The organism is Scytonema sp. PRP1 (genome assembly GCF_036697665.2).
Classification (GTDB): Bacteria; Cyanobacteriota; Cyanobacteriia; order Cyanobacteriales; family Nostocaceae; genus Kalymmatonema; species Kalymmatonema gypsitolerans.
Genome location: NZ_JBAHYJ020000123.1, coordinates 82,566 through 99,697 on the forward strand (window position 1 = coordinate 82,566; position 17,132 = coordinate 99,697).

Sequence of the window (17,132 nt, forward strand, 5' to 3'; positions counted from 1 at the left end):
TTGACTCTTAACTGGTGACTATGGCTATGAGTGAACTAAACGGAACCAAATTTGAGCAAAAACCTTTACTCTCTCAAAGAATATTAGAGAGTGAAATCAAAGTACTCGTAAAATCTTCTCGTGAGAATAGCGAATCTACACCATCTGTTGTTTTAAGACAGTCGCCTTTTTGGTCACGAACTATTCTTTGGGGACTGATAGGAATGACAACTTTGGTGGTAATTTGGGCGAATGTAGCCAAAATTGAGGAAGCAATTCCAGCTCAAGGAAAGCTAGAACCGCAAGATACCGTCAAAGAATTACAGACTCCTGTAAACGGGGTTGTTAAAGCTGTTTATGTCAAGGACGGACAAAAAGTACGTCGTGGCGATTTACTGTTGAGGCTAGATCCAACAGCAGCAAAATCTCAACTACTGTCTCTACAGAAAGTTCGCAATACATTGAGGCAAGAAATTCAATTCTACCGCTCTCAACTTGTTGCGAAAAATGCTTTATCAAACCCACAGCTATCCATCTCACAAAACAATTTACCACCAGGGGTAGCTTCTCTGACAAAAAACCGAATGGCACTGATAGCAGAAAATCGGTTGTATCGCGCTCAGTTGAGTGGAGTTCAAAATACGCAGTTAGCGCCAGAAGAAGAAGCACGTCTAGAATTTAGCAAAGCGGAATTAAATTCTCGACTTGCAGATGCTGCATTGGAAACAGAAAAATTACAAAGACAACTGAGTCAGACTCAAATTCAGCTATCCTCTGCTCAAGAAACTAAGGCAGTGAGTCAGACAATTCTCAACAACATAGAGACGCTTGCTAAACAAGGAGGAATTTCTCGTCTGCAATACCTCAATCAAAAACAGCAAGTTAGCCAGCAGCAAGCTGAGGTGGAACAGTTAGTTCAGGAGCAAGCACGTTTAAAATTTGCGATCGCCCAATCAAAAGAAAAGATCAGAAATACGATTGCTGGTGCAAAAAAGGAAATATCCACGAAAATTGCTGACAATGAAAAACAAATTGCTAACCTCGATAGCGAGTTGAACAAGGCAATCATAGAAGATGAGAAGCGGATTGCTGAAATTGACAGTCAAATCAGCCAAACTCAGGTAACTTTACAATATCAAGAATTGCGTTCTCCCGCCGATGGCATTGTTTTCGATTTGCAAGCTAAGGCTCCAGGATTTGTTGCGAATTCTAGTCAACCAGTTGTCAAAATTGTACCGGATGAAGCTCTCACAGCTAAAGTTTTTATCACTAATAAAGACATCGGTTTTGTAAAAAAGGGAATGAAAGTTAATGTGAGAATTGACTCTTATCCCTTTACTGAGTTTGGTGAGCTTAAAGGTGAGTTAGTTTGGATTGGTTCTGATGCTCTACCACCTGAACAAATTCGTCCTTACGACAGTTTCCCTGCCAAAATTCGCTTGGATCGACAATCTCTGGTTGTGAATAATCAGCAATTACCTCTGCAATCGGGAATGTCAGTCACTGTCAATATTAAAGTACGCGATCGCACTGTCATGAGCATTTTCAGTGATTTGTTTACAAAGCAAATTGATAGCTTGAAGACTGCAAGATAATCATAATATCTGTATTCGGCAAAAATGTGTAGCTACCGAGTATCTTGCAAAAGTCCCAGAACTGTATTTAGAACCACAGATGCACACAAATTAATTATCTGTGTGCATCTTGTGTTACAGCAATTTTCGCTTTGATTAGACTACAAATCGTAAGGTTTTCCTTGTCCATTGAAGTTAAATCCGTAACAAGCCAGCAAGTGCTTGCGGTAGTGGCAGCACAATCATGACTAACAAAGCTATTGCTAGCAATCCCCCGATGTCACGTTTATTATCAAGTTCGGTGACATCATTCAAAGCAGGTTCATCTACCAATGGCAGGAATAATAAGATAATCGCCCAGGGGAAAAATTCTGGTTGTATCAAAGAAAGTAGGAGCAGCAACAAGCGAGAAATTTGACCAATCACAACTGCTGTTCTTTGCCCGAATATCGCATGGATGATGTGACCTCCATCCAGTTGTCCTACCGGCATTAAATTCAGTGCCGTTACAATCAGCCCTAAAAACCCAGCAACTGCGACTGGATGCATATCAATAGCTGATGTTCCGGTTAGTTGACTTCCTAAAGCTAGCTTTGAAAGCAGCGCTAGCAGGATTGAATATTTGGGATTGAGTGCATCTGGGTTTAGAATTCCTGTTTTTTCAGTTTGGGGAACGACCTCAGAATGAGCCAAACCCCATAACAGAAGTGGCAAAGTCGCTATAAAGCCAGCTATTGGTCCGGCGATACTTACGTCAAATAAAGCTTTGCGGTTGGGAATTGGGCTACGCATTTGAATAAATGCACCGAAGGTTCCCAAAAAGAAAGGCATCGGGATAAAGTAAGGCAACGTCGAGCGAATTTTGTAGTACCGCGCGGTTAAATAGTGACCAATTTCGTGGATGCCCAAAATCGTTAACAGCGCCAAAGCATAGGGCAATCCCTTCAGAAGTTCCGCAGGGTTGGATGTGAGTATCGTAGGATTTAAACCAGCAACTTTCACACCCACGAAGGTACTTGTTACCAATGTTACAGCTAGCAGCATGAGCGCTAATCCTGGTCGCGTTATCTTCTGCTGATCGCGAGTATTAGTTTTTGCCGCTTGGGTATTGGGAACAAGCACAAAGAAAGGTTTATCACTCAAACCTTCTTGAAAGATAATTAAAAAGCGATCGCCAAATTGCGCTTCAATATTTGCCTTAATCCGCTCATAAGCGTTTGTTGCTGTACTTCTCAACTGACCTCGGCAGATTATTGCCTGGGGTCGATACTCAATGTTTTGAAGGTAGTATACAGACCAAGGAAAACAATTTCGTAGCTGGGTTTCTTCCTGGGGTTCTATGGGACGCACTGGTACTGGTTCTGCAGTATTATGTATATCCAGATTATGTCTATCCAGTTGTGATAAGAGTGCTTTTTGCGGTTCACTATGAGTCTGCTTGAGTGAGCGGCGACCCCACTGAAACAACACCCAGTATAACAAAGGACAAATGATTAATGGCCAAATCATCAACGCTCTTGGCGGAGGTTGTTTTGCCCCGTATATCATTGTCCAAGTCGTCCATAGCAGTGCTGGTATCATGAGTACCAGCCACAGTAGCCACACAGGTGTTTTGGTGATTTGAGCAACACTGCGCTGCACCATTAAATAAGTTAGGAGTCCCAGTAGAAGAAGAAACCAGAAATTCATGTTATCTTGAGTTGTTTTGAGATGTTAAATCTTGCTTGTAGTCCAGAGCTTTGCAGCACTTCCTACAAGCATATGTCCCCAAAAGTTAATTTTTATTACAACGGTCAACGGTACTGGTCTTTGAAGTTGCCACTGTAAAAGTGCAAAACTGTGACCCGATTTTTACAACTCCTCATAAGAACGCGGTTTTTCTCATGTGTCCCTTGCCTCAAGAGTCTAGTTATACAGCCAAGCTACCACGGGCAGTTTTCTGTGACGAAGTCCCGAGCGAAGGAAACCTCCAATCAGACTGGGGGGGAAATCCAATTTTTGCATTTCCACCAAATAGGGACACATTAGGGGGGACTGCTTATTTTATTGTAGGAAACAAAGGCAATATCCTGATAGATTGTCCTGCTTGGGATCAAATCAATCAAGATTTTTTGCGATCGCATGGAGGCGTGCGTTACCTATTTCTCACTCATCGCGGCGCTATTGGGAAAACAGCAGAAATTCAGCAAGCCTTAAGTTGTGAGGTTCTGATTCAAGAGCAAGAAGCTTACTTATTACCCGGACTAGCCCTAACGACCTTTGGTATAGATTTTACCTTAAATTCAACAGCACAATTGATTTGGACACCTGGTCATTCTCCTGGCTCGTCTTGCCTGTACTACCATGACCAAGGAGGTGTACTGTTTTCTGGGCGTCATCTTCTCCCCAACCAACAAGGTGAACCTGTACCCCTACGAACAACCAAAACCTTTCACTGGTTGCGACAAATCAACAGTGTCAAGTTATTACTAGAACGCTTTACACCAAAAACACTCCAATACATTTGCCCCGGTGGAAATACAGGCTTTCTCCGGGGCAAGCGAGTCATAGATAATGCTTATGAACGCCTCGCCTCTTTTAAAGAGTGAAGAAAGAAGAAACAAGAGTCAAGAAAGAAAAATTTTATGCTTCGTTCTTCCTTGTTTCTTCTTCATTCTTCATTCTTTTCTCACGCTGCTCCCGCCACTACAGAGTTTTTCGCCAAAAGTTCCAAGGCTGCTTGATATTGAACATCTGCTTCGGTACCAATTTGTTCACGCGTGATTGGTTCAGAGGAAATGACTTTATCTGGCTTTATACCTTGTTTGTTGATATCGCGGTGGTTGGGGGTTTCATACTTAGCAATGGTGACAGCTAAGCCTGAACCATCCGACAATTCAAATAAAGATTGAATCAAGCCCTTACCAAAGGTGGTTTCTCCTACCAAAACGGCACGACCGTTATCCTGCAATGCACCAGCAAGAATCTCGCTAGCGCTAGCGGTTCCTTGATTGACCAAAACAACCAACGGGTCACGAGTTATGGCTGAACCAAAAGCTTCAAAGCTCCCCTGAATGCCTTGGCGATTTACAGTGTAAACAATAGTACCAGACTCTAACCACAAGCGGGCAATTTCAATTCCTGCTTGTAACAATCCGCCTGGATTATTTCGCAAATCGAGAATGTAGGCATCAGCCCCTTTTTTTCTAGACTGGAAATAGCGTGTGCTAATTCCATTGGAGCGTTGGCATTAAATTGTGTGAGGCGAATGTAGCCGATAGATGTTTTTTCCGGGGAAGAGCGTAATTCAGCAACAACTGGGTTAAGCGCAATGCGATCGCGCACCAGTTTAATTTCCAATTCCTCTTCTCCCTCTCGTTGAATGAACAGGGTGACAGCACTACCAATCGGTCCGCGCATCTTGGTTGCGGCTTCGTCTAGGGTAAGTTTTTCTGTAGAGATGCCCTCAATTTTCAAGATGCGATCGCGCGGTCTAATTCCAGCTTTTTCTGCTGGTGAACCCGCTATGGGAGCCACAACCTCCAATTTACCAGTTTCGGGATTGAGGGCAATTTGTAATCCCACTCCCGTTAGTTCCCCAGAAGTATTGACCTGTAGACTGCGGTACTGTTCTCGGTTTAAAAAGCGGGTAAAAGGATCGTCAAGGCTCTTGAGCATATTTTGAATGGCAGAATAAGCCGCTTCGTGGTCTTGGAATGGCTTTTCCAGAGCTTGTCGCCGCACCGATGCCCAGTTTTGATGATTAAATGTTTCATCCAGATAAGTCCGATTAACAATTCTCCACACTTCTGCTACGAGCTTTTGTTCGTCGCTCAAAGCCAAGGCAGGTTGGCAAAAGCTGCCAAAAAACACCCAAAATGCTAATAACAGTGACAGTCCCGCCCGAAAAACCTTTTTGTGCATGAACCCCATTTTCACTTCCACGTTCAACCCAAATTGCCATTTGCCCAGCTAGCTAGCTTTTTGATGAAATCTATCTCTCGACTATGTTACTTTTTTTATAGAAGTGGTGCATTGCTCTCATCAAGTTGTTCAGTCAACAGATCAAAGCGCATTCCACTTCTAAAGAGATAAAATCTACTTTGTATCCACATCTCGTGTGTTTGGATGCGAGGAGAGCGCAATAAATACCCTCTTTTCAGAGTGTAAAGTTTTATTTAAACTATGAACACTCTGATTGCTCAAAAGCTGCGCGAGCAAATTCTTTTTTGCTAAAATCCCAAAACTGCTGATTGGGAAGTTTATCAACCGCGAATCGATTTCTAGGAACTTGAGATTGTATGGCTAACGTTTACGACTGGTTTGAGGAGCGCTTGGAGATTCAAGCGCTAGCTGAAGATGTCACCAGCAAGTACGTCCCCCCCACGTCAACATCTTCTACTGTTTGGGTGGAATTACTTTAACGTGCTTTCTCATCCAGTTTGCCACTGGATTTGCCATGACATTCTACTACAGACCAACGGTCGCCGAAGCGTATACGTCGGTGCAGCACATCATGAATGAAGTGAACTTCGGCTGGCTGATTCGCTCCATTCACCGCTGGTCTGCCAGCATGATGGTGCTAATGATGATTTTGCACACCTTCCGGGTTTACCTGACGGGTGGTTTCAAAAAGCCCCGCGAACTGACTTGGGTCACTGGTGTCATCTTAGCGGTGATTACCGTTTCCTTTGGCGTGACTGGCTACTCGCTGCCTTGGGATCAAGTTGGCTACTGGGCTGTAAAAATCGTCAGCGGTGTACCAGAAGCTATTCCCGTGGTCGGTACGCTGATAGCTGATTTGTTGCGCGGCGGTTCGAGTGTCGGTCAAGCAACGCTGACTCGCTACTACAGCGCACACACCTTTGTGCTGCCTTGGCTGATTGCCGTCTTCATGCTGTTGCACTTCTTGATGATTCGCAAGCAAGGCATTTCTGGTCCATTGTAATTACAAGTCGTGAGCCGGGCATGAGCTGATAGTTTCAATCCGGGAGTCGTTTGTTTTAAACTTATGAACAATCAAACAGAAACATAAGAAACAAAAAAACAAACCCCCGCATCTTAAGCTAAAAGCTAATGCTCGCGCTTCTGATGGCTTTAGCAAAAGCTTTAAATCAACTTAAGCAGGAGAGCACATTAAAAAATGGCAACACTGAAAAAACCTGATCTGAGCGATCCAAATTTAAGAGCCAAACTGGCGAAAGGCATGGGTCACAACTATTACGGCGAACCAGCTTGGCCGAATGACCTGCTGTACGTGTTCCCTGTTGTGATTATGGGGTCTTTCGCTTGTATCGTGGCTCTATCTGTGTTAGACCCCGCTTTAACCGGGGAACCAGCGAATCCCTTCGCTACACCGCTGGAAATTTTACCGGAGTGGTACCTCTATCCGGTATTTCAGATTTTGCGTTCAGTTCCTAACAAACTCTTAGGAGTGGTATTGATGGGTTCCGTACCCCTAGGACTGATTCTTGTTCCGTTTATTGAGAACGTCAATAAGTTCCAAAATCCCTTCCGCCGCCCAGTAGCGACTACAATGTTCTTACTTGGCACCTTGATTACTCTGTGGCTGGGAATTGGTGCTACTTTCCCAATAGATAAGTCCTTCACCTTTGGGCTTTTCTAAATTAGTCGCCACAAAGCGCTTTGACGCCTGTGAGTTTCTCGGCAAGTGCAGATGTGCTTTTCTGGAGAAATCAACAGGCGTCAATTTTAATCATCCAGGTTGCATCTTGGATTTTAATTTTGTATACAGATGTCATTTCAGAATCTTAAGTCTGTAATATACAAAAGGTACAAACTTTCACTTACTTACATTCAAGTCAAGGTCAATGCTAAGCATAGTGCAGCAAGACCATCTGACGGTGAAGAGCGAACTAAAGCTTCTAAACCAGGTGCAACAATGGTTTGAACAATTTTGTCTGCAACACTTGCCTCAACTTGGTTGGTCAGAAAGCCAACTCTATCGCCTCAATTTAGCATTAGCAGAAGGCTTTACCAATGCTGTGCGTCATGCTCATCATGCCTTACCACCGGAAACAACCATAGAAATTGATGTTTCTTTGTGGATTGATCGCTTAGAGGTTAGAATCTGGGATTATGGAAAACCCTTTAATCCCGATGCGATCACAGAGCCAGAACCAGGTACTCTCCAAGTTGGGGGCTATGGATGGTTTCTCCTGCGGCGCTTGGCAGACCATGTTGTCTACGAACGTGGTGCGGATGGAAGAAATTGTCTGCTCATCGTCAAGTATGGTTTACAGGGGTAGCAGTCAGGGCAAACAAAAATAAGCAAGGACAAATGCAGGGTGTTTAAGGCTTTGGGAAAGCGGGGAGTGTTGGAGGAAAATACTCCCTGACTTTGCCTGTAAAGTCATTTATTAACCAAATAAATTATTGACTAAATAAATATAAAGAGGGGTATTTCTCTGTAAACGTGAATATAGGTCAACACCCCTGCCGTCCATGCTAGGGGCTTAAGCGCCTCAAGTCAAACGGATTAGTTGACCCGACTCAGTACCGCCGTGTACTACGTTATTGGCAAGTGTTTAAGTTTCTACCTACGGATGCGCAGCCAGTCCTGCGCTTGAGAATCAAGGATTAAACAGGTTTAGAGGGTTAAGCCAGTGTCTTTGATATATAGCGATTCTCAGTTGATTCAAATACAAGACCTAACCCCCAAGCCCCCTTCCCTACAAGGGAAGGGGGAACAAGCCCCTCTCCTTGCAGGAGAGGGGTTGGGGAGAGGTCAGAATGTACTGCACCCAAGCGAGAACCGCTATAGTACCGACCAATAACTTTGTCCAGTGCAGCTACGCGCGAAAGCGAGGCTCTTGGGAGCAAAACCGTTATGCGTACAGGTGAGTCCAGTCAGTCATCGGCGGGTTTCCCACGCCCAGGGAACTGGCTCTCCCGTTGGGGTGAACGAGTTGAAATGGTGAGCCAGTACTGAAGGAGGGTCTCCCTCGTTGGAGGTACATGGCGAACCCGTAAGGGTAATTGTCAAGCTTGAAAGTACAACACACTCATTACACCGATTCAAGTAACCCCAAGGCGGTAATGGTTCACAAAGAATGTGTATTGCCGTCCTAGAAGGACGAGGTTTCAGACCCAGGAGTTTTCGATGAAAATACCAATCATTCAAGTGGGAAAAGACAAAGATTTTAGTCAACATTTAAAAACAAAAGTTCATCATGTTTTCGTGTTCATACAAGTTTTTGAACGAGAAGGCGGAATTCAATCATATGTAAAGGATATTTTTCGAGCTTATTTAGCATTGGACGAACCTTTCGATGCACAAGTATTTTTACTCAGGGATAGTGCTAGCTGCTTTAATCCTTTTGAGTCAGAAAGTTTAAAATTTCATTACTTCAAATCCAAATCTCCCCTACTGGAACGAGTAAGAATGGCTATGGCGTTACTCTTTCATTTGTTGCGCCAGCGACCACAGCACGTCTTTTGCGGTCATGTGAACCTTGCGCCATTGGTTGGTCTGTTGTGTCAACCTTTGGGAATTCCTTACACAGTCATGACTCATGGTAAAGAGGTTTGGCAACCGTTACCAACTTCCATAAAATCCAGCCTGCAAAAAGCCGCGCAAATTTGGACAGTTAGCCGTTACACTCGTCAAGTTGCCTGTGCAGTTAATCAGCTAGACCTTAATCAAGTAAAATTATTACCTTGTGCTGTAAATGGTAATGACTTTACTCCAGGAACAAAATCAACAGCGTTATTAGAGCGGTATGGTTTGACAAAAGCAAAGGTACTGATGACCGTAGCGCGACTGTGGTCAGGTGATATTTATAAAGGTGTAGATGTCACAATTCAGGCGTTACCACAAATAGCTGATGTTTTCCCTGAGGTAAAATACTTGGTCATTGGTCGTGGAGATGACCAACCTCGATTAGCAAAGCTAGCTGAAGATTTGGGCGTAGGCGATCGCGTAATCTTTGCTGGCTTTGTTCCTACAGAAGAATTGGTAGAACATTACCGTCTTGCTGATGCCTACGTGATGCCTTCCCAAGAAGGCTTTGGTATTGTGTACCTAGAGGCAATGGCTTGTGGTGTGCCTGTGCTGTCTGGTGATGCAGATGGATCAGCCGATCCGTTACAGGATGGTAAACTGGGATGGCGAGTCCCACACCGTGATCCAAATGCTGTGGCGGCGGCTTGTATAGAAATACTCAAAGGAGATGACCGACGTTGTGATGGACAATGGCTGCGAGAACAGGCGATCGCCCTATTTGGTATCGATGCTTTCCAGAACCGGTTGAAAGAGCAGCTTTTGTCCTTAGTCAACAATCCATAGTCAAAATTCGATTGACCATTAACGATTGACTATTGACTTCCTAGTAAAATCGCTATCCTAGAGGGAGAGCAGGACGACATTTAAAAAATGAGCCTTAAAACGTTTCAGTTTAATTTGTCTAATTTACGCCCTTGGCTCACCTTGCTAGCAATTACATGGTTGCTTGGGTCATTAGGCTTGGGCTGGTTGGTTAACTCCTTAGTGATTATTGTTGGGCTATTGTTGTTGACACCCATTCTCGTGTATTTTGGGTTTCGCTGGTGGCTGCAATACAACTTGGCGAGTGACCAGTGTCCCGTTTGTCGATATGAATTTACAGGTTTAAATAACACTCAATTGCAATGTCCTAACTGTGGGGAGCAGTTATTGGTGCAACAGGGACATTTTCAGCGCTTCGCACCTGAAGGCACAATAGATGTGACAGCAGTCGAAGTGTCTAGCAAAGTACTTGATGATTAGTCATCACTCATGAGTCAAAAACTTGACTTTGTAAACTGAATTCTCAAGCTTTAGGGTGCGTTAACGCTCCCTGATCATTTTTATGAGTCATTAAGCTTCTTGCAAAAGTCAAGAGTTATGAAAATGAAACTACAGATGCATACAAATAAATTATCTGTCCCTACCCTCCGGGAAGCCCTTCGGGTAAGACCTTCGGTCACGCTGCGCGTTGGCGGAGCCTGCGCTTTGCGCTTACGCAGTCGCCTGCTGTCGGGAAACCCTCCTGCAGCGCTGTCTCACCGCCCTCCGGGCGTCTACGCTTCGCTCGAGGGCAAGGTTAATCTGTGTGCATCTGTGGTTGTAATTCTTTTACTCAAATTTACTGCTATTGAGTTGTATATAACTTAACAACCAGTTCGCAGCTGTTGCCCTCCGCGTTTGCCGAGGTCCAAACTCACCAATTTTGTAACCTTTGAAACCCAGTTTTTCTTTCAAGAGCTGTTTGTTCTCTGAAGGAATCGAACGAGTCAACTTAACTGTTGCAGGGCGAGAGTCGATAAAATCCGGTGGTTCTGAGTACTCATCCCGCCATTCTGGTGCGACTTCCTGAGTATCCCACTGTTGAGTTGAGGAGTTGTAGCGATACCCCAAGCAGTGCCATACCAATTGGTTGACTGTAGCATCATCAATTTCCTCATTGAGAATTGCCCAAATAGTTTCTGTTTTGAGTGGTGGCAAGTTTGACATAAACAAATTAGTTGGAATTAAGAATTCTCTGGTGCATAATAAACAGGGTAGGCTGGAAATAGTAAAGACTTGACCAGTTAATGCAGAATACCACACCGCACTCCAAGCAAGTCCGCGCTCATGTCATCATTTCTGGGAGAGTTCAAGGGGTAGGCTATCGCTACGCCACTGTGGATACAGCGACCCAGCTGGGATTAACAGGTTGGGTGCGCAACCTCCCTGATGATCGAGTGGAAGCAGTATTTGAAGGTAAGCAAGGGGTTGTAGAACAGATGATTCGCTGGTGTTACCAAGGACCTCCCGCCGCAATGGTTAAAGATGTATTCGTAGAATATGAGGAACCCGAAGGATTGCAGGGATTTCAAGTCAGGCGTTTTGAGTAGGTAAGCATTTATGCTAACTTGGTTTACCCGTCCAAAGGTAAAGACCCATCTTGCAGTACTCCTGAAATCCCATCCGATTATACACGTTCACTCCCATTTGCGAAGCTTGCAGTGTCCCCACATAGTATTTTAGGGCACGAGCTTTGTGTAGGGCGGCTAGCACCATTGCTGTTGCAAACCCCTGTAGTCGTGCTTCTGGTAGTGTAGCGACATAGTAGATACCAGCCACCCCTGCATCTAAATATAAAGCTGACGTTGCCACTGGCAAACCTTTCCACCAGCCAAGAAAACGTATATACTGCTGCTTGGAATCAATTCCCAGGCTGAGTTCCAACTCAAATAGATCGTCGAATATTTCATCGGGAATCTCAAAACCGACCATTGCTATCCGTACCCAATGCTTGAGGCTTTCGATATCGTTAACCAAGGTGATCTCCAGATTTGCTGGCAAAGACTCCTCTTGTGGTACAGCCGATAAATCAATCGCCATAACAGGCAATTCACCCTTAGAAATCAATCCCTGGGCTTCCAAGTGAATTCCCAGGTCGGGCGGTTGGGTAGCAGGTCCAGTCCACCAAAACATCGGTATCTGGTGTGCAGTATAGTAGTTGAGAGTTTCCGTAATGATTGTATCGATAGACTCAGAGTTGAGTTGGGCACGCAAAACTCCGTTGAAAAACGGAAAGGAAATGCCACTGGTAAACCGGATTAGGTTAGATCCTTCATAGAGTTCTCGATGTGGCGCACGACCAAACTTCATCAAGAATCCGAACATATTGGTTTCGAGTGCTGTCACTAAGTTGGGTGTCGATACGTGCAAAACCTGATTCATCTCATTTAGCCCTGCATTGAGAAATTGAACATCCAAAATATAAATATTTAGTCAATTACCAACAGCGACAGCAATCGCAAGTATGACCTAACCAGGGAACACTAACGCGATCGCCCACCTGAAATTTCTCCACGCCTTCCCCAATTGCCTCCACTGTACCAACAATTTGATGTCCAGGTATAGCCGTGGTCAGACAGCTTAGGACATTGGCAAATTTAACAGAGCCGCTGGTTACACCTATCCCTAGCGGTCTTTGTCCTAACCAACATGGCAGCGGCTATATCAGAGGTAATTTTGGGTACGTTAATTGCCCATCCACAATGTGCAAATCTGTCCGACATACAGCACAAGCATGAATGTGAATTAATACTTGTTCGGGATTAGGTTTTGGCACTGGCAAATCGGCAAACCGCAAAGGTTTTCGCAGCGTCTCCAAAATCATCGCAGGCATAAGCCATTTAGTCATTCATTTCTTTCAATGTAGCCAATGCTGAAGGAGACAACCGACTGAGATAGCGGAATATCCAGTATTTAGAAATCGTATCTAAAATCACAGGGAAAGTGGCAATAAAAAGAGAAATCACACTTTGATTTGCTGGAAGCCCCACATGTTCTGCGAATCCTTCAAGAATCACCTCCCAACCATGTGGTGAGTGGAATCCAACAAATATATCTGTGAATAGAATAATTATGAAAGCCTTGGCACTGTCGCTTAGACCATGGATAACATCATCTATAAAAGATTTTACAATCGCAATTTCTCTTTTGCTTGTAACAATGACTAATGCAAAAGCTATAAGGGACATCACATCAGCAAAAACATTGCTAATAGCCTCATTACTTTTCCCTCGAAATTCCTCAGCAATTTCACGAACTTTATTTTTCACTTGTTCTTCTATTACTTCAGCAGAAATTGGCGGGGCTTGGCGAATTAAGCTCTCAAATTTTAGTTTTTTTTCAAAAGTTTTTAATTCGCTAAGAGCTTCTTCCTCCATTTCATTATTAAGGAAAAGTTGAGTTAAATTTTCACCTCTAATCCGCTCTACTATTGGATTAATTAAAAAATCCTTAGATAAATGCTGAGTTAAAAGAGGTACAATAACTAGCATTGCCAAAAATCTTATAGCAGTTCTTGTTCTCTTTCTAGAAATTTGAAAATTTCTTACAAAATTTTCTTCTGCTTGTGGAGAAAAATCTCCCTTAATTTTATTAAGTGTTCTGCCAATGGATCTCGGAAATGCACCTGTTTTTTGAAAAACAGGGTCAACTTTCATATTGTTGCTCTGAGAAGAATCTAAGTGGTTATTAACTGCATTATCATTTATTTGTAATGCTTGAGAAACTGGTATTCTATCGTTGTCACTATTTTCCAGTTGTGTAATATCTTGTGTAATATACTTAGAACTTACCTCATCGATAAACTTTAATTTTTCCAAAAAAACGGGATTTGATATATTTAGAAGAGAATAGCTGAATCGAAATTCTGCCAATTTTACTTTGATGATCGTTAATTTTTTTTGAAGGGATACCTGCCAATAAGCCATTACACTTTCACTATAATTGGCTGACTCAGGAGATATTGTTTTACCACCAAACTGTTCTATTTCAATATTTTTAATTATATGAGCCGCCTGGTAAGCTTCTGATAGCGCTCTTTCTGGCGTCTTGAATAACCATTGCTGACTACGTTGTAAGAATTCTTTAATTTTTTGGCGGATAAACCCTGTATTTTTATTGAAGAATGAAGCTTTCATGGTAAATATTGATCAACTATGTGTTTTGCTGTTGTTTTGGTATTGAAAAATTGATAATGGCTAATAAGTAATAATATTTATTTATTACTCATTAGCCATTCTTAATTAATAACTTAGTAAATAGATAGCTTATTCTGAGTGTACACCTATAAGAGGATTTGGTACAGGCAATGGACGATTTTGTAAAAGTTTAAATTGTCTGGTGCTAGCATCATATGTGAAGACTTCTCCACTCTCAATTTCGTAAATCCAGGCATGAAGAGTGAGTTGACCGCTGTGAAGTCTAGAGCGAATCACTGGGTAAGTTTCCAGGTTTTCTATCTGTGTCAGGACGTTCTGTTCAATTGCAATCTTTAATAGTTTATCACTAGGATAATCCTTGTAGTTGTCTAGGACAAGACGACGGGTAGGTTCACCATAGTGCCTTAACCAATCGTATACTAAGGGCATCTGGTGAGCAAGATTACCTATTTGCAAGAGTCCTTTCATGGCTCCGCAGTGGGAATGACCGCAGACAACCACATCCTTAATATCCAAAGCTTGAACAGCATATTCTATACCAGCACCTTCACCACCATTGGGTGCTCCATAGGGTGGGATAATATTACCAATGTTACGAATAACAAATAACTCTCCTGGCTGGGTTTGAGTTATTAAATTAGGGTCAATGCGAGAGTCAGAGCAAGTGATGAGTAAAACATCAGGAGTTTGACCGTGAGATAAATGCTCAAAGAACTCTCGATGTGTAATGAAATAGTTGTCATGAAACTCATGAAGACCTGCAATTAGGCGTTTGATTGGCACAATTTGATTCCTCTCTCAAAAATAAATCTTTCTTTTTAAACTTCATATTATTTAGCGACTTTTCCGTAAAAAAATTATTTTTTTAGTAAATACTAGAGACTTTCTTTTTCAAATAACCCTCTTTTTAGCTCATTGAATGAGCAATCCACTTAGCATCATAAACAATAGATATGCATCCATTTTTTTTTGAAAGTAAGTATAATTATTTCCACTAATTGATGTTTTTGTTGTTGTTACAAACACTCATTAAATAAGCATTTATAGTGCAGGTTTTTCTCAATCATCAATGACTTTGCCTCTATCACTTTTACCTGTAACATCTTTGATTATGGTATAGCTAGATAAACCGACCTTTTCTAAAATTTCTAAAATTTGTTGTAGTTCTATAAAATTAGAAATGATTTCTAAGTTATTGACTGTTTCCACTCTGCTAAACCTCCATAATTTTAATAATGTTCATATATAATGGAATTCCTATAATAATGTTGAAGGGAAATGTGAGTGCCAGAGCCATAGAAACATACAAACTCGGATTTGCTTCCGGAACTGTCATCCTCATTGCTGCAGGAACTGCTATGTAAGAGGCACTCGCACAAAGAACGGCAAACAAAAGAGCATTACCTTGTGGTATACCGATGAGTTTGGCAATAATTATTCCCAAAATTGCATTGGCAACAGGCATAAATACAGAAAAAGCAATTAAAAAAGAACCTGTTTTCCTTAAATCTTTGATTTTTCTAGCGGCTACCATTCCCATATCTAGTAGAAAAAATGCTAAAACTCCGTAGAATATCTCTTGAGTGAATGGTTGTAGCTTTTCCCATCCTTTATGCCCTGTTAATATGCCGATAATCACACTACCAACTAAGAGAAAGACAGAACCATTGAGGAAAGCTTCTCGTAAAACTTCATTCCAAGAAAATTCACCATTCTCTTTCTTTTGACCGAATACTCTTACTAAAACAATCCCCACAATTATTGCTGGAGATTCCATCAGCGCCAAAGCTGCTACCATGTATCCATCAGAGGTAACGTTAAGTATTTTGAGAAAAGACTGAGCAGTAATAAAAGTGACAGCGCTGATAGATCCATAAGTTGCAGCAATAGCCGCAGCATTATATGCATCAAGTTTTATTTTTAGAACAAAAAATGAGTACACAGGGACGACACAAGCCATAAATATAGCTGCTATCAGTGTCAACGCTACTTGTGGATTAATTCCACTCTCCTCAAGTTCATATCCTCCCTTAAACCCGATAGCAAGCAGCAAGTAAAGAGAAAACAGTTTTGGCAAAGGCTGGGGAATTTCCAAATCCAATTTCAGAAAAATTGCCAGCATTCCCAAAAAGAAAAACAACACTGCCGGATTTAATATCTTTGATAAGATAAGGCTTGAATTCATGTCTACTAACCCTGATATTTGCAAATCAGACCGACAATGATAATCGCTATCAGAGGATTTACGGAAATAATTGTTACTAATTGTTAACTCTTTCAGTAAATATATTTGAAGGTTATGGAGATAGTATGAAAATTGTGTGTCGATGTTGTGACATGACTTTGATCAAGGCAACGTACTCATGTACCATGCGTGATAGAGCAAGCTCAAATCAATTTTATAAATTGTTAAATATTGTCAAAATATTATGACAATTTAAAGTCCATACGCAGAAATTACCCCTTATGGACAAACTTGGTGAGCCTGGGAAGCTAAAACCGCAATCTGTAAATAAATAAAACGGTTGAACAATTTTAGCCTGTAAAAACCTTTCTCTTCCCCTCACGCCGCCCAATTTTTATACAGTGTCTCTGCTTGTTCCAGTACCATCACCGTCGCCTTTTCCTGCTTGTCTGGTGGATAGCCGTATTTCCGCAACAAGCGCTTGACTAACCGTCGCAGGTTCGCTTTGACACTTTCTTTTTGCGTCCAGTCGATGGTAACGTTGCGGCGAACTGTCTCTACTAATTCGCGGGCGATCGCTTGCATTAACCCATGTCCTCGCATTGGCTTATCTATATATATAGTGTGCAGACATGGAGCATCAAAACCCGTTAGCCACATATCCCGCACAATTACCAATTTCATCTCGTCGGCTGGGTTTTTAAAGCGTTTCGCAAGTTCTTTGCGTTACCTGGCTTTGCTGCGGATGTGGGGTTGTAATGGTTGTTCGTCCGCTGCTGAACCTGTCATGACGACTTTAATCGTGCCTTTGTCGTCGTCGGGATGATGCCAGTCAGGACGAAGTTTGATAATTTCGTTATATAAGTCCACACAAATTTTCCGAGTCATGCTGTTTTTCAAAGACGCCTTTAATGACAACTTCTAATTCGGAA

At 42.4% G+C, this 17,132-nt stretch carries 16 protein-coding genes and 3 pseudogenes; 8 read left to right on the forward strand and 11 right to left on the reverse strand.

Annotation, left to right across the window (positions count from 1 at the left end):
* Positions 1-26: 26 nt before the first annotated feature.
* On the forward strand, positions 27-1,574 hold the full coding sequence (locus V5G28_RS32615; RefSeq protein ID WP_332991522.1) for an HlyD family efflux transporter periplasmic adaptor subunit: 1,548 nt from the start codon (positions 27-29) through the stop codon (positions 1,572-1,574).
* 174 nt (positions 1,575-1,748) lie between these two features.
* Here the strand turns inward: V5G28_RS32615 and V5G28_RS32620 are convergent, their stop codons facing one another.
* Positions 1,749-3,242, reverse strand: a complete 1,494-nt coding sequence (locus V5G28_RS32620; protein ID WP_332991524.1) for a site-2 protease family protein — start codon at positions 3,240-3,242, stop codon at positions 1,749-1,751.
* A 194-nt stretch (positions 3,243-3,436) separates the two neighbouring features.
* Here V5G28_RS32620 and V5G28_RS32625 point away from each other — a divergent pair, with 194 nt between their 5' ends.
* Positions 3,437-4,141: an MBL fold metallo-hydrolase gene (locus tag V5G28_RS32625; RefSeq protein WP_332991526.1), complete on the forward strand. Its 705-nt coding sequence runs from the start codon at positions 3,437-3,439 to the stop codon at positions 4,139-4,141.
* Positions 4,142-4,221: 80 nt separating this feature from the next.
* On the opposite strand, the pseudogene ctpA reads toward V5G28_RS32625, so the two are convergent.
* Positions 4,222-5,465, reverse strand: a pseudogene (ctpA, locus tag V5G28_RS32630) (carboxyl-terminal processing protease CtpA).
* A gap of 368 nt (positions 5,466-5,833) precedes the next feature.
* Here ctpA and petB point away from each other — a divergent pair.
* The 5 genes and pseudogenes from petB (at position 5,834) to V5G28_RS32655 (ending at position 10,299) form a co-directional block, all read left to right on the forward strand.
* Positions 5,834-6,480: pseudogene (gene petB / locus V5G28_RS32635) on the forward strand (cytochrome b6).
* Positions 6,481-6,675: 195 nt separating this feature from the next.
* Positions 6,676-7,158, forward strand: coding sequence for a cytochrome b6-f complex subunit IV (gene petD, locus V5G28_RS32640; RefSeq protein WP_096565093.1), 483 nt, complete (start codon positions 6,676-6,678; stop codon positions 7,156-7,158).
* 205 nt (positions 7,159-7,363) lie between these two features.
* Positions 7,364-7,801, forward strand: a complete 438-nt coding sequence (locus V5G28_RS32645; RefSeq protein ID WP_096565094.1) for an ATP-binding protein — start codon at positions 7,364-7,366, stop codon at positions 7,799-7,801.
* A gap of 854 nt (positions 7,802-8,655) precedes the next feature.
* Positions 8,656-9,840, forward strand: a complete 1,185-nt coding sequence (locus V5G28_RS32650) for a glycosyltransferase (RefSeq protein WP_332991533.1) — start codon at positions 8,656-8,658, stop codon at positions 9,838-9,840.
* 87 nt (positions 9,841-9,927) lie between these two features.
* The gene (locus V5G28_RS32655; RefSeq protein WP_096565098.1) at positions 9,928-10,299 is read left to right on the forward strand and encodes a hypothetical protein; all 372 of its coding nucleotides are present in this window, start codon (positions 9,928-9,930) and stop codon (positions 10,297-10,299) included.
* 348 nt (positions 10,300-10,647) lie between these two features.
* Here V5G28_RS32655 and V5G28_RS32660 read toward each other — a convergent pair whose 3' ends face one another.
* Entirely contained in the window at positions 10,648-11,025 is a 378-nt protein-coding gene (locus V5G28_RS32660) for a DUF1823 family protein (RefSeq protein ID WP_332991535.1), read from the reverse strand.
* An 80-nt stretch (positions 11,026-11,105) separates the two neighbouring features.
* Between V5G28_RS32660 and V5G28_RS32665 the strand changes: the two genes are divergently transcribed.
* Entirely contained in the window at positions 11,106-11,408 is a 303-nt protein-coding gene (locus tag V5G28_RS32665; protein WP_332991537.1) for an acylphosphatase, read from the forward strand.
* Positions 11,409-11,421: 13 nt separating this feature from the next.
* On the opposite strand, the gene V5G28_RS32670 is transcribed toward V5G28_RS32665, so the two are convergent.
* The 8 genes and pseudogenes from V5G28_RS32670 to V5G28_RS32710 all read right to left on the reverse strand — a co-directional run bounded on the left by V5G28_RS32670 (position 11,422) and on the right by V5G28_RS32710 (position 17,088).
* Positions 11,422-12,276 carry a GNAT family N-acetyltransferase gene (locus V5G28_RS32670; protein ID WP_332991539.1) on the reverse strand — a complete coding sequence of 285 codons (855 nt, stop codon included), beginning with the start codon at positions 12,274-12,276 and terminating at the stop codon, positions 11,422-11,424.
* 31 nt (positions 12,277-12,307) lie between these two features.
* Positions 12,308-12,691 (reverse strand): annotated as a pseudogene (locus V5G28_RS36955) (alcohol dehydrogenase catalytic domain-containing protein); the annotation flags it as partial.
* Between the two features lie 7 nt (positions 12,692-12,698).
* Positions 12,699-13,994 (reverse strand): proton extrusion protein PcxA, encoded by a 1,296-nt coding sequence (locus V5G28_RS32685; RefSeq protein WP_332991542.1) that lies wholly within the window; start codon positions 13,992-13,994, stop codon positions 12,699-12,701.
* A gap of 129 nt (positions 13,995-14,123) precedes the next feature.
* The gene (locus V5G28_RS32690; RefSeq protein ID WP_332991544.1) at positions 14,124-14,798 is read right to left on the reverse strand and encodes a carbonic anhydrase; all 675 of its coding nucleotides are present in this window, start codon (positions 14,796-14,798) and stop codon (positions 14,124-14,126) included.
* Between the two features lie 276 nt (positions 14,799-15,074).
* Positions 15,075-15,224 carry a hypothetical protein gene (locus V5G28_RS32695; RefSeq protein WP_332991546.1) on the reverse strand — a complete coding sequence of 50 codons (150 nt, stop codon included), beginning with the start codon at positions 15,222-15,224 and terminating at the stop codon, positions 15,075-15,077.
* Positions 15,225-15,228: 4 nt separating this feature from the next.
* The gene (locus tag V5G28_RS32700) at positions 15,229-16,200 is read right to left on the reverse strand and encodes a sodium-dependent bicarbonate transport family permease (RefSeq protein ID WP_332991548.1); all 972 of its coding nucleotides are present in this window, start codon (positions 16,198-16,200) and stop codon (positions 15,229-15,231) included.
* A gap of 378 nt (positions 16,201-16,578) precedes the next feature.
* Positions 16,579-16,884, reverse strand: a complete 306-nt coding sequence (locus tag V5G28_RS32705) for a type I restriction enzyme endonuclease domain-containing protein (RefSeq protein ID WP_332991550.1) — start codon at positions 16,882-16,884, stop codon at positions 16,579-16,581.
* Between the two features lie 42 nt (positions 16,885-16,926).
* Positions 16,927-17,088, reverse strand: a complete 162-nt coding sequence (locus V5G28_RS32710; protein WP_336231517.1) for a hypothetical protein — start codon at positions 17,086-17,088, stop codon at positions 16,927-16,929.
* Positions 17,089-17,132 lie beyond the last annotated feature (44 nt).

What these genes read in the sequence shown, in the direction of transcription:
- V5G28_RS32620 (WP_332991524.1), bottom strand. Translation starts at nt 3,242, where the DNA reads ATGAATTTCTGGTTTCTTCTTCTACTGGGACTCCTAACTTATTTAATG.
- V5G28_RS32650 (WP_332991533.1), top strand. Translation starts at nt 8,656, where the DNA reads ATGAAAATACCAATCATTCAAGTGGGAAAAGACAAAGATTTTAGTCAA.
- V5G28_RS32685 (WP_332991542.1), bottom strand. Translation starts at nt 13,994, where the DNA reads ATGAAAGCTTCATTCTTCAATAAAAATACAGGGTTTATCCGCCAAAAA.
- V5G28_RS32625 (WP_332991526.1), top strand. Translation starts at nt 3,437, where the DNA reads ATGTGTCCCTTGCCTCAAGAGTCTAGTTATACAGCCAAGCTACCACGG.
- V5G28_RS32700 (WP_332991548.1), bottom strand. Translation starts at nt 16,200, where the DNA reads ATGAATTCAAGCCTTATCTTATCAAAGATATTAAATCCGGCAGTGTTG.
- V5G28_RS32645 (WP_096565094.1), top strand. Translation starts at nt 7,364, where the DNA reads ATGCTAAGCATAGTGCAGCAAGACCATCTGACGGTGAAGAGCGAACTA.
- V5G28_RS32665 (WP_332991537.1), top strand. Translation starts at nt 11,106, where the DNA reads ATGCAGAATACCACACCGCACTCCAAGCAAGTCCGCGCTCATGTCATC.
- V5G28_RS32660 (WP_332991535.1), bottom strand. Translation starts at nt 11,025, where the DNA reads ATGTCAAACTTGCCACCACTCAAAACAGAAACTATTTGGGCAATTCTC.
- V5G28_RS32655 (WP_096565098.1), top strand. Translation starts at nt 9,928, where the DNA reads ATGAGCCTTAAAACGTTTCAGTTTAATTTGTCTAATTTACGCCCTTGG.
- V5G28_RS32705 (WP_332991550.1), bottom strand. Translation starts at nt 16,884, where the DNA reads ATGAAATTGGTAATTGTGCGGGATATGTGGCTAACGGGTTTTGATGCT.
- petD (WP_096565093.1), top strand. Translation starts at nt 6,676, where the DNA reads ATGGCAACACTGAAAAAACCTGATCTGAGCGATCCAAATTTAAGAGCC.
- V5G28_RS32710 (WP_336231517.1), bottom strand. Translation starts at nt 17,088, where the DNA reads ATGACTCGGAAAATTTGTGTGGACTTATATAACGAAATTATCAAACTT.
- V5G28_RS32615 (WP_332991522.1), top strand. Translation starts at nt 27, where the DNA reads ATGAGTGAACTAAACGGAACCAAATTTGAGCAAAAACCTTTACTCTCT.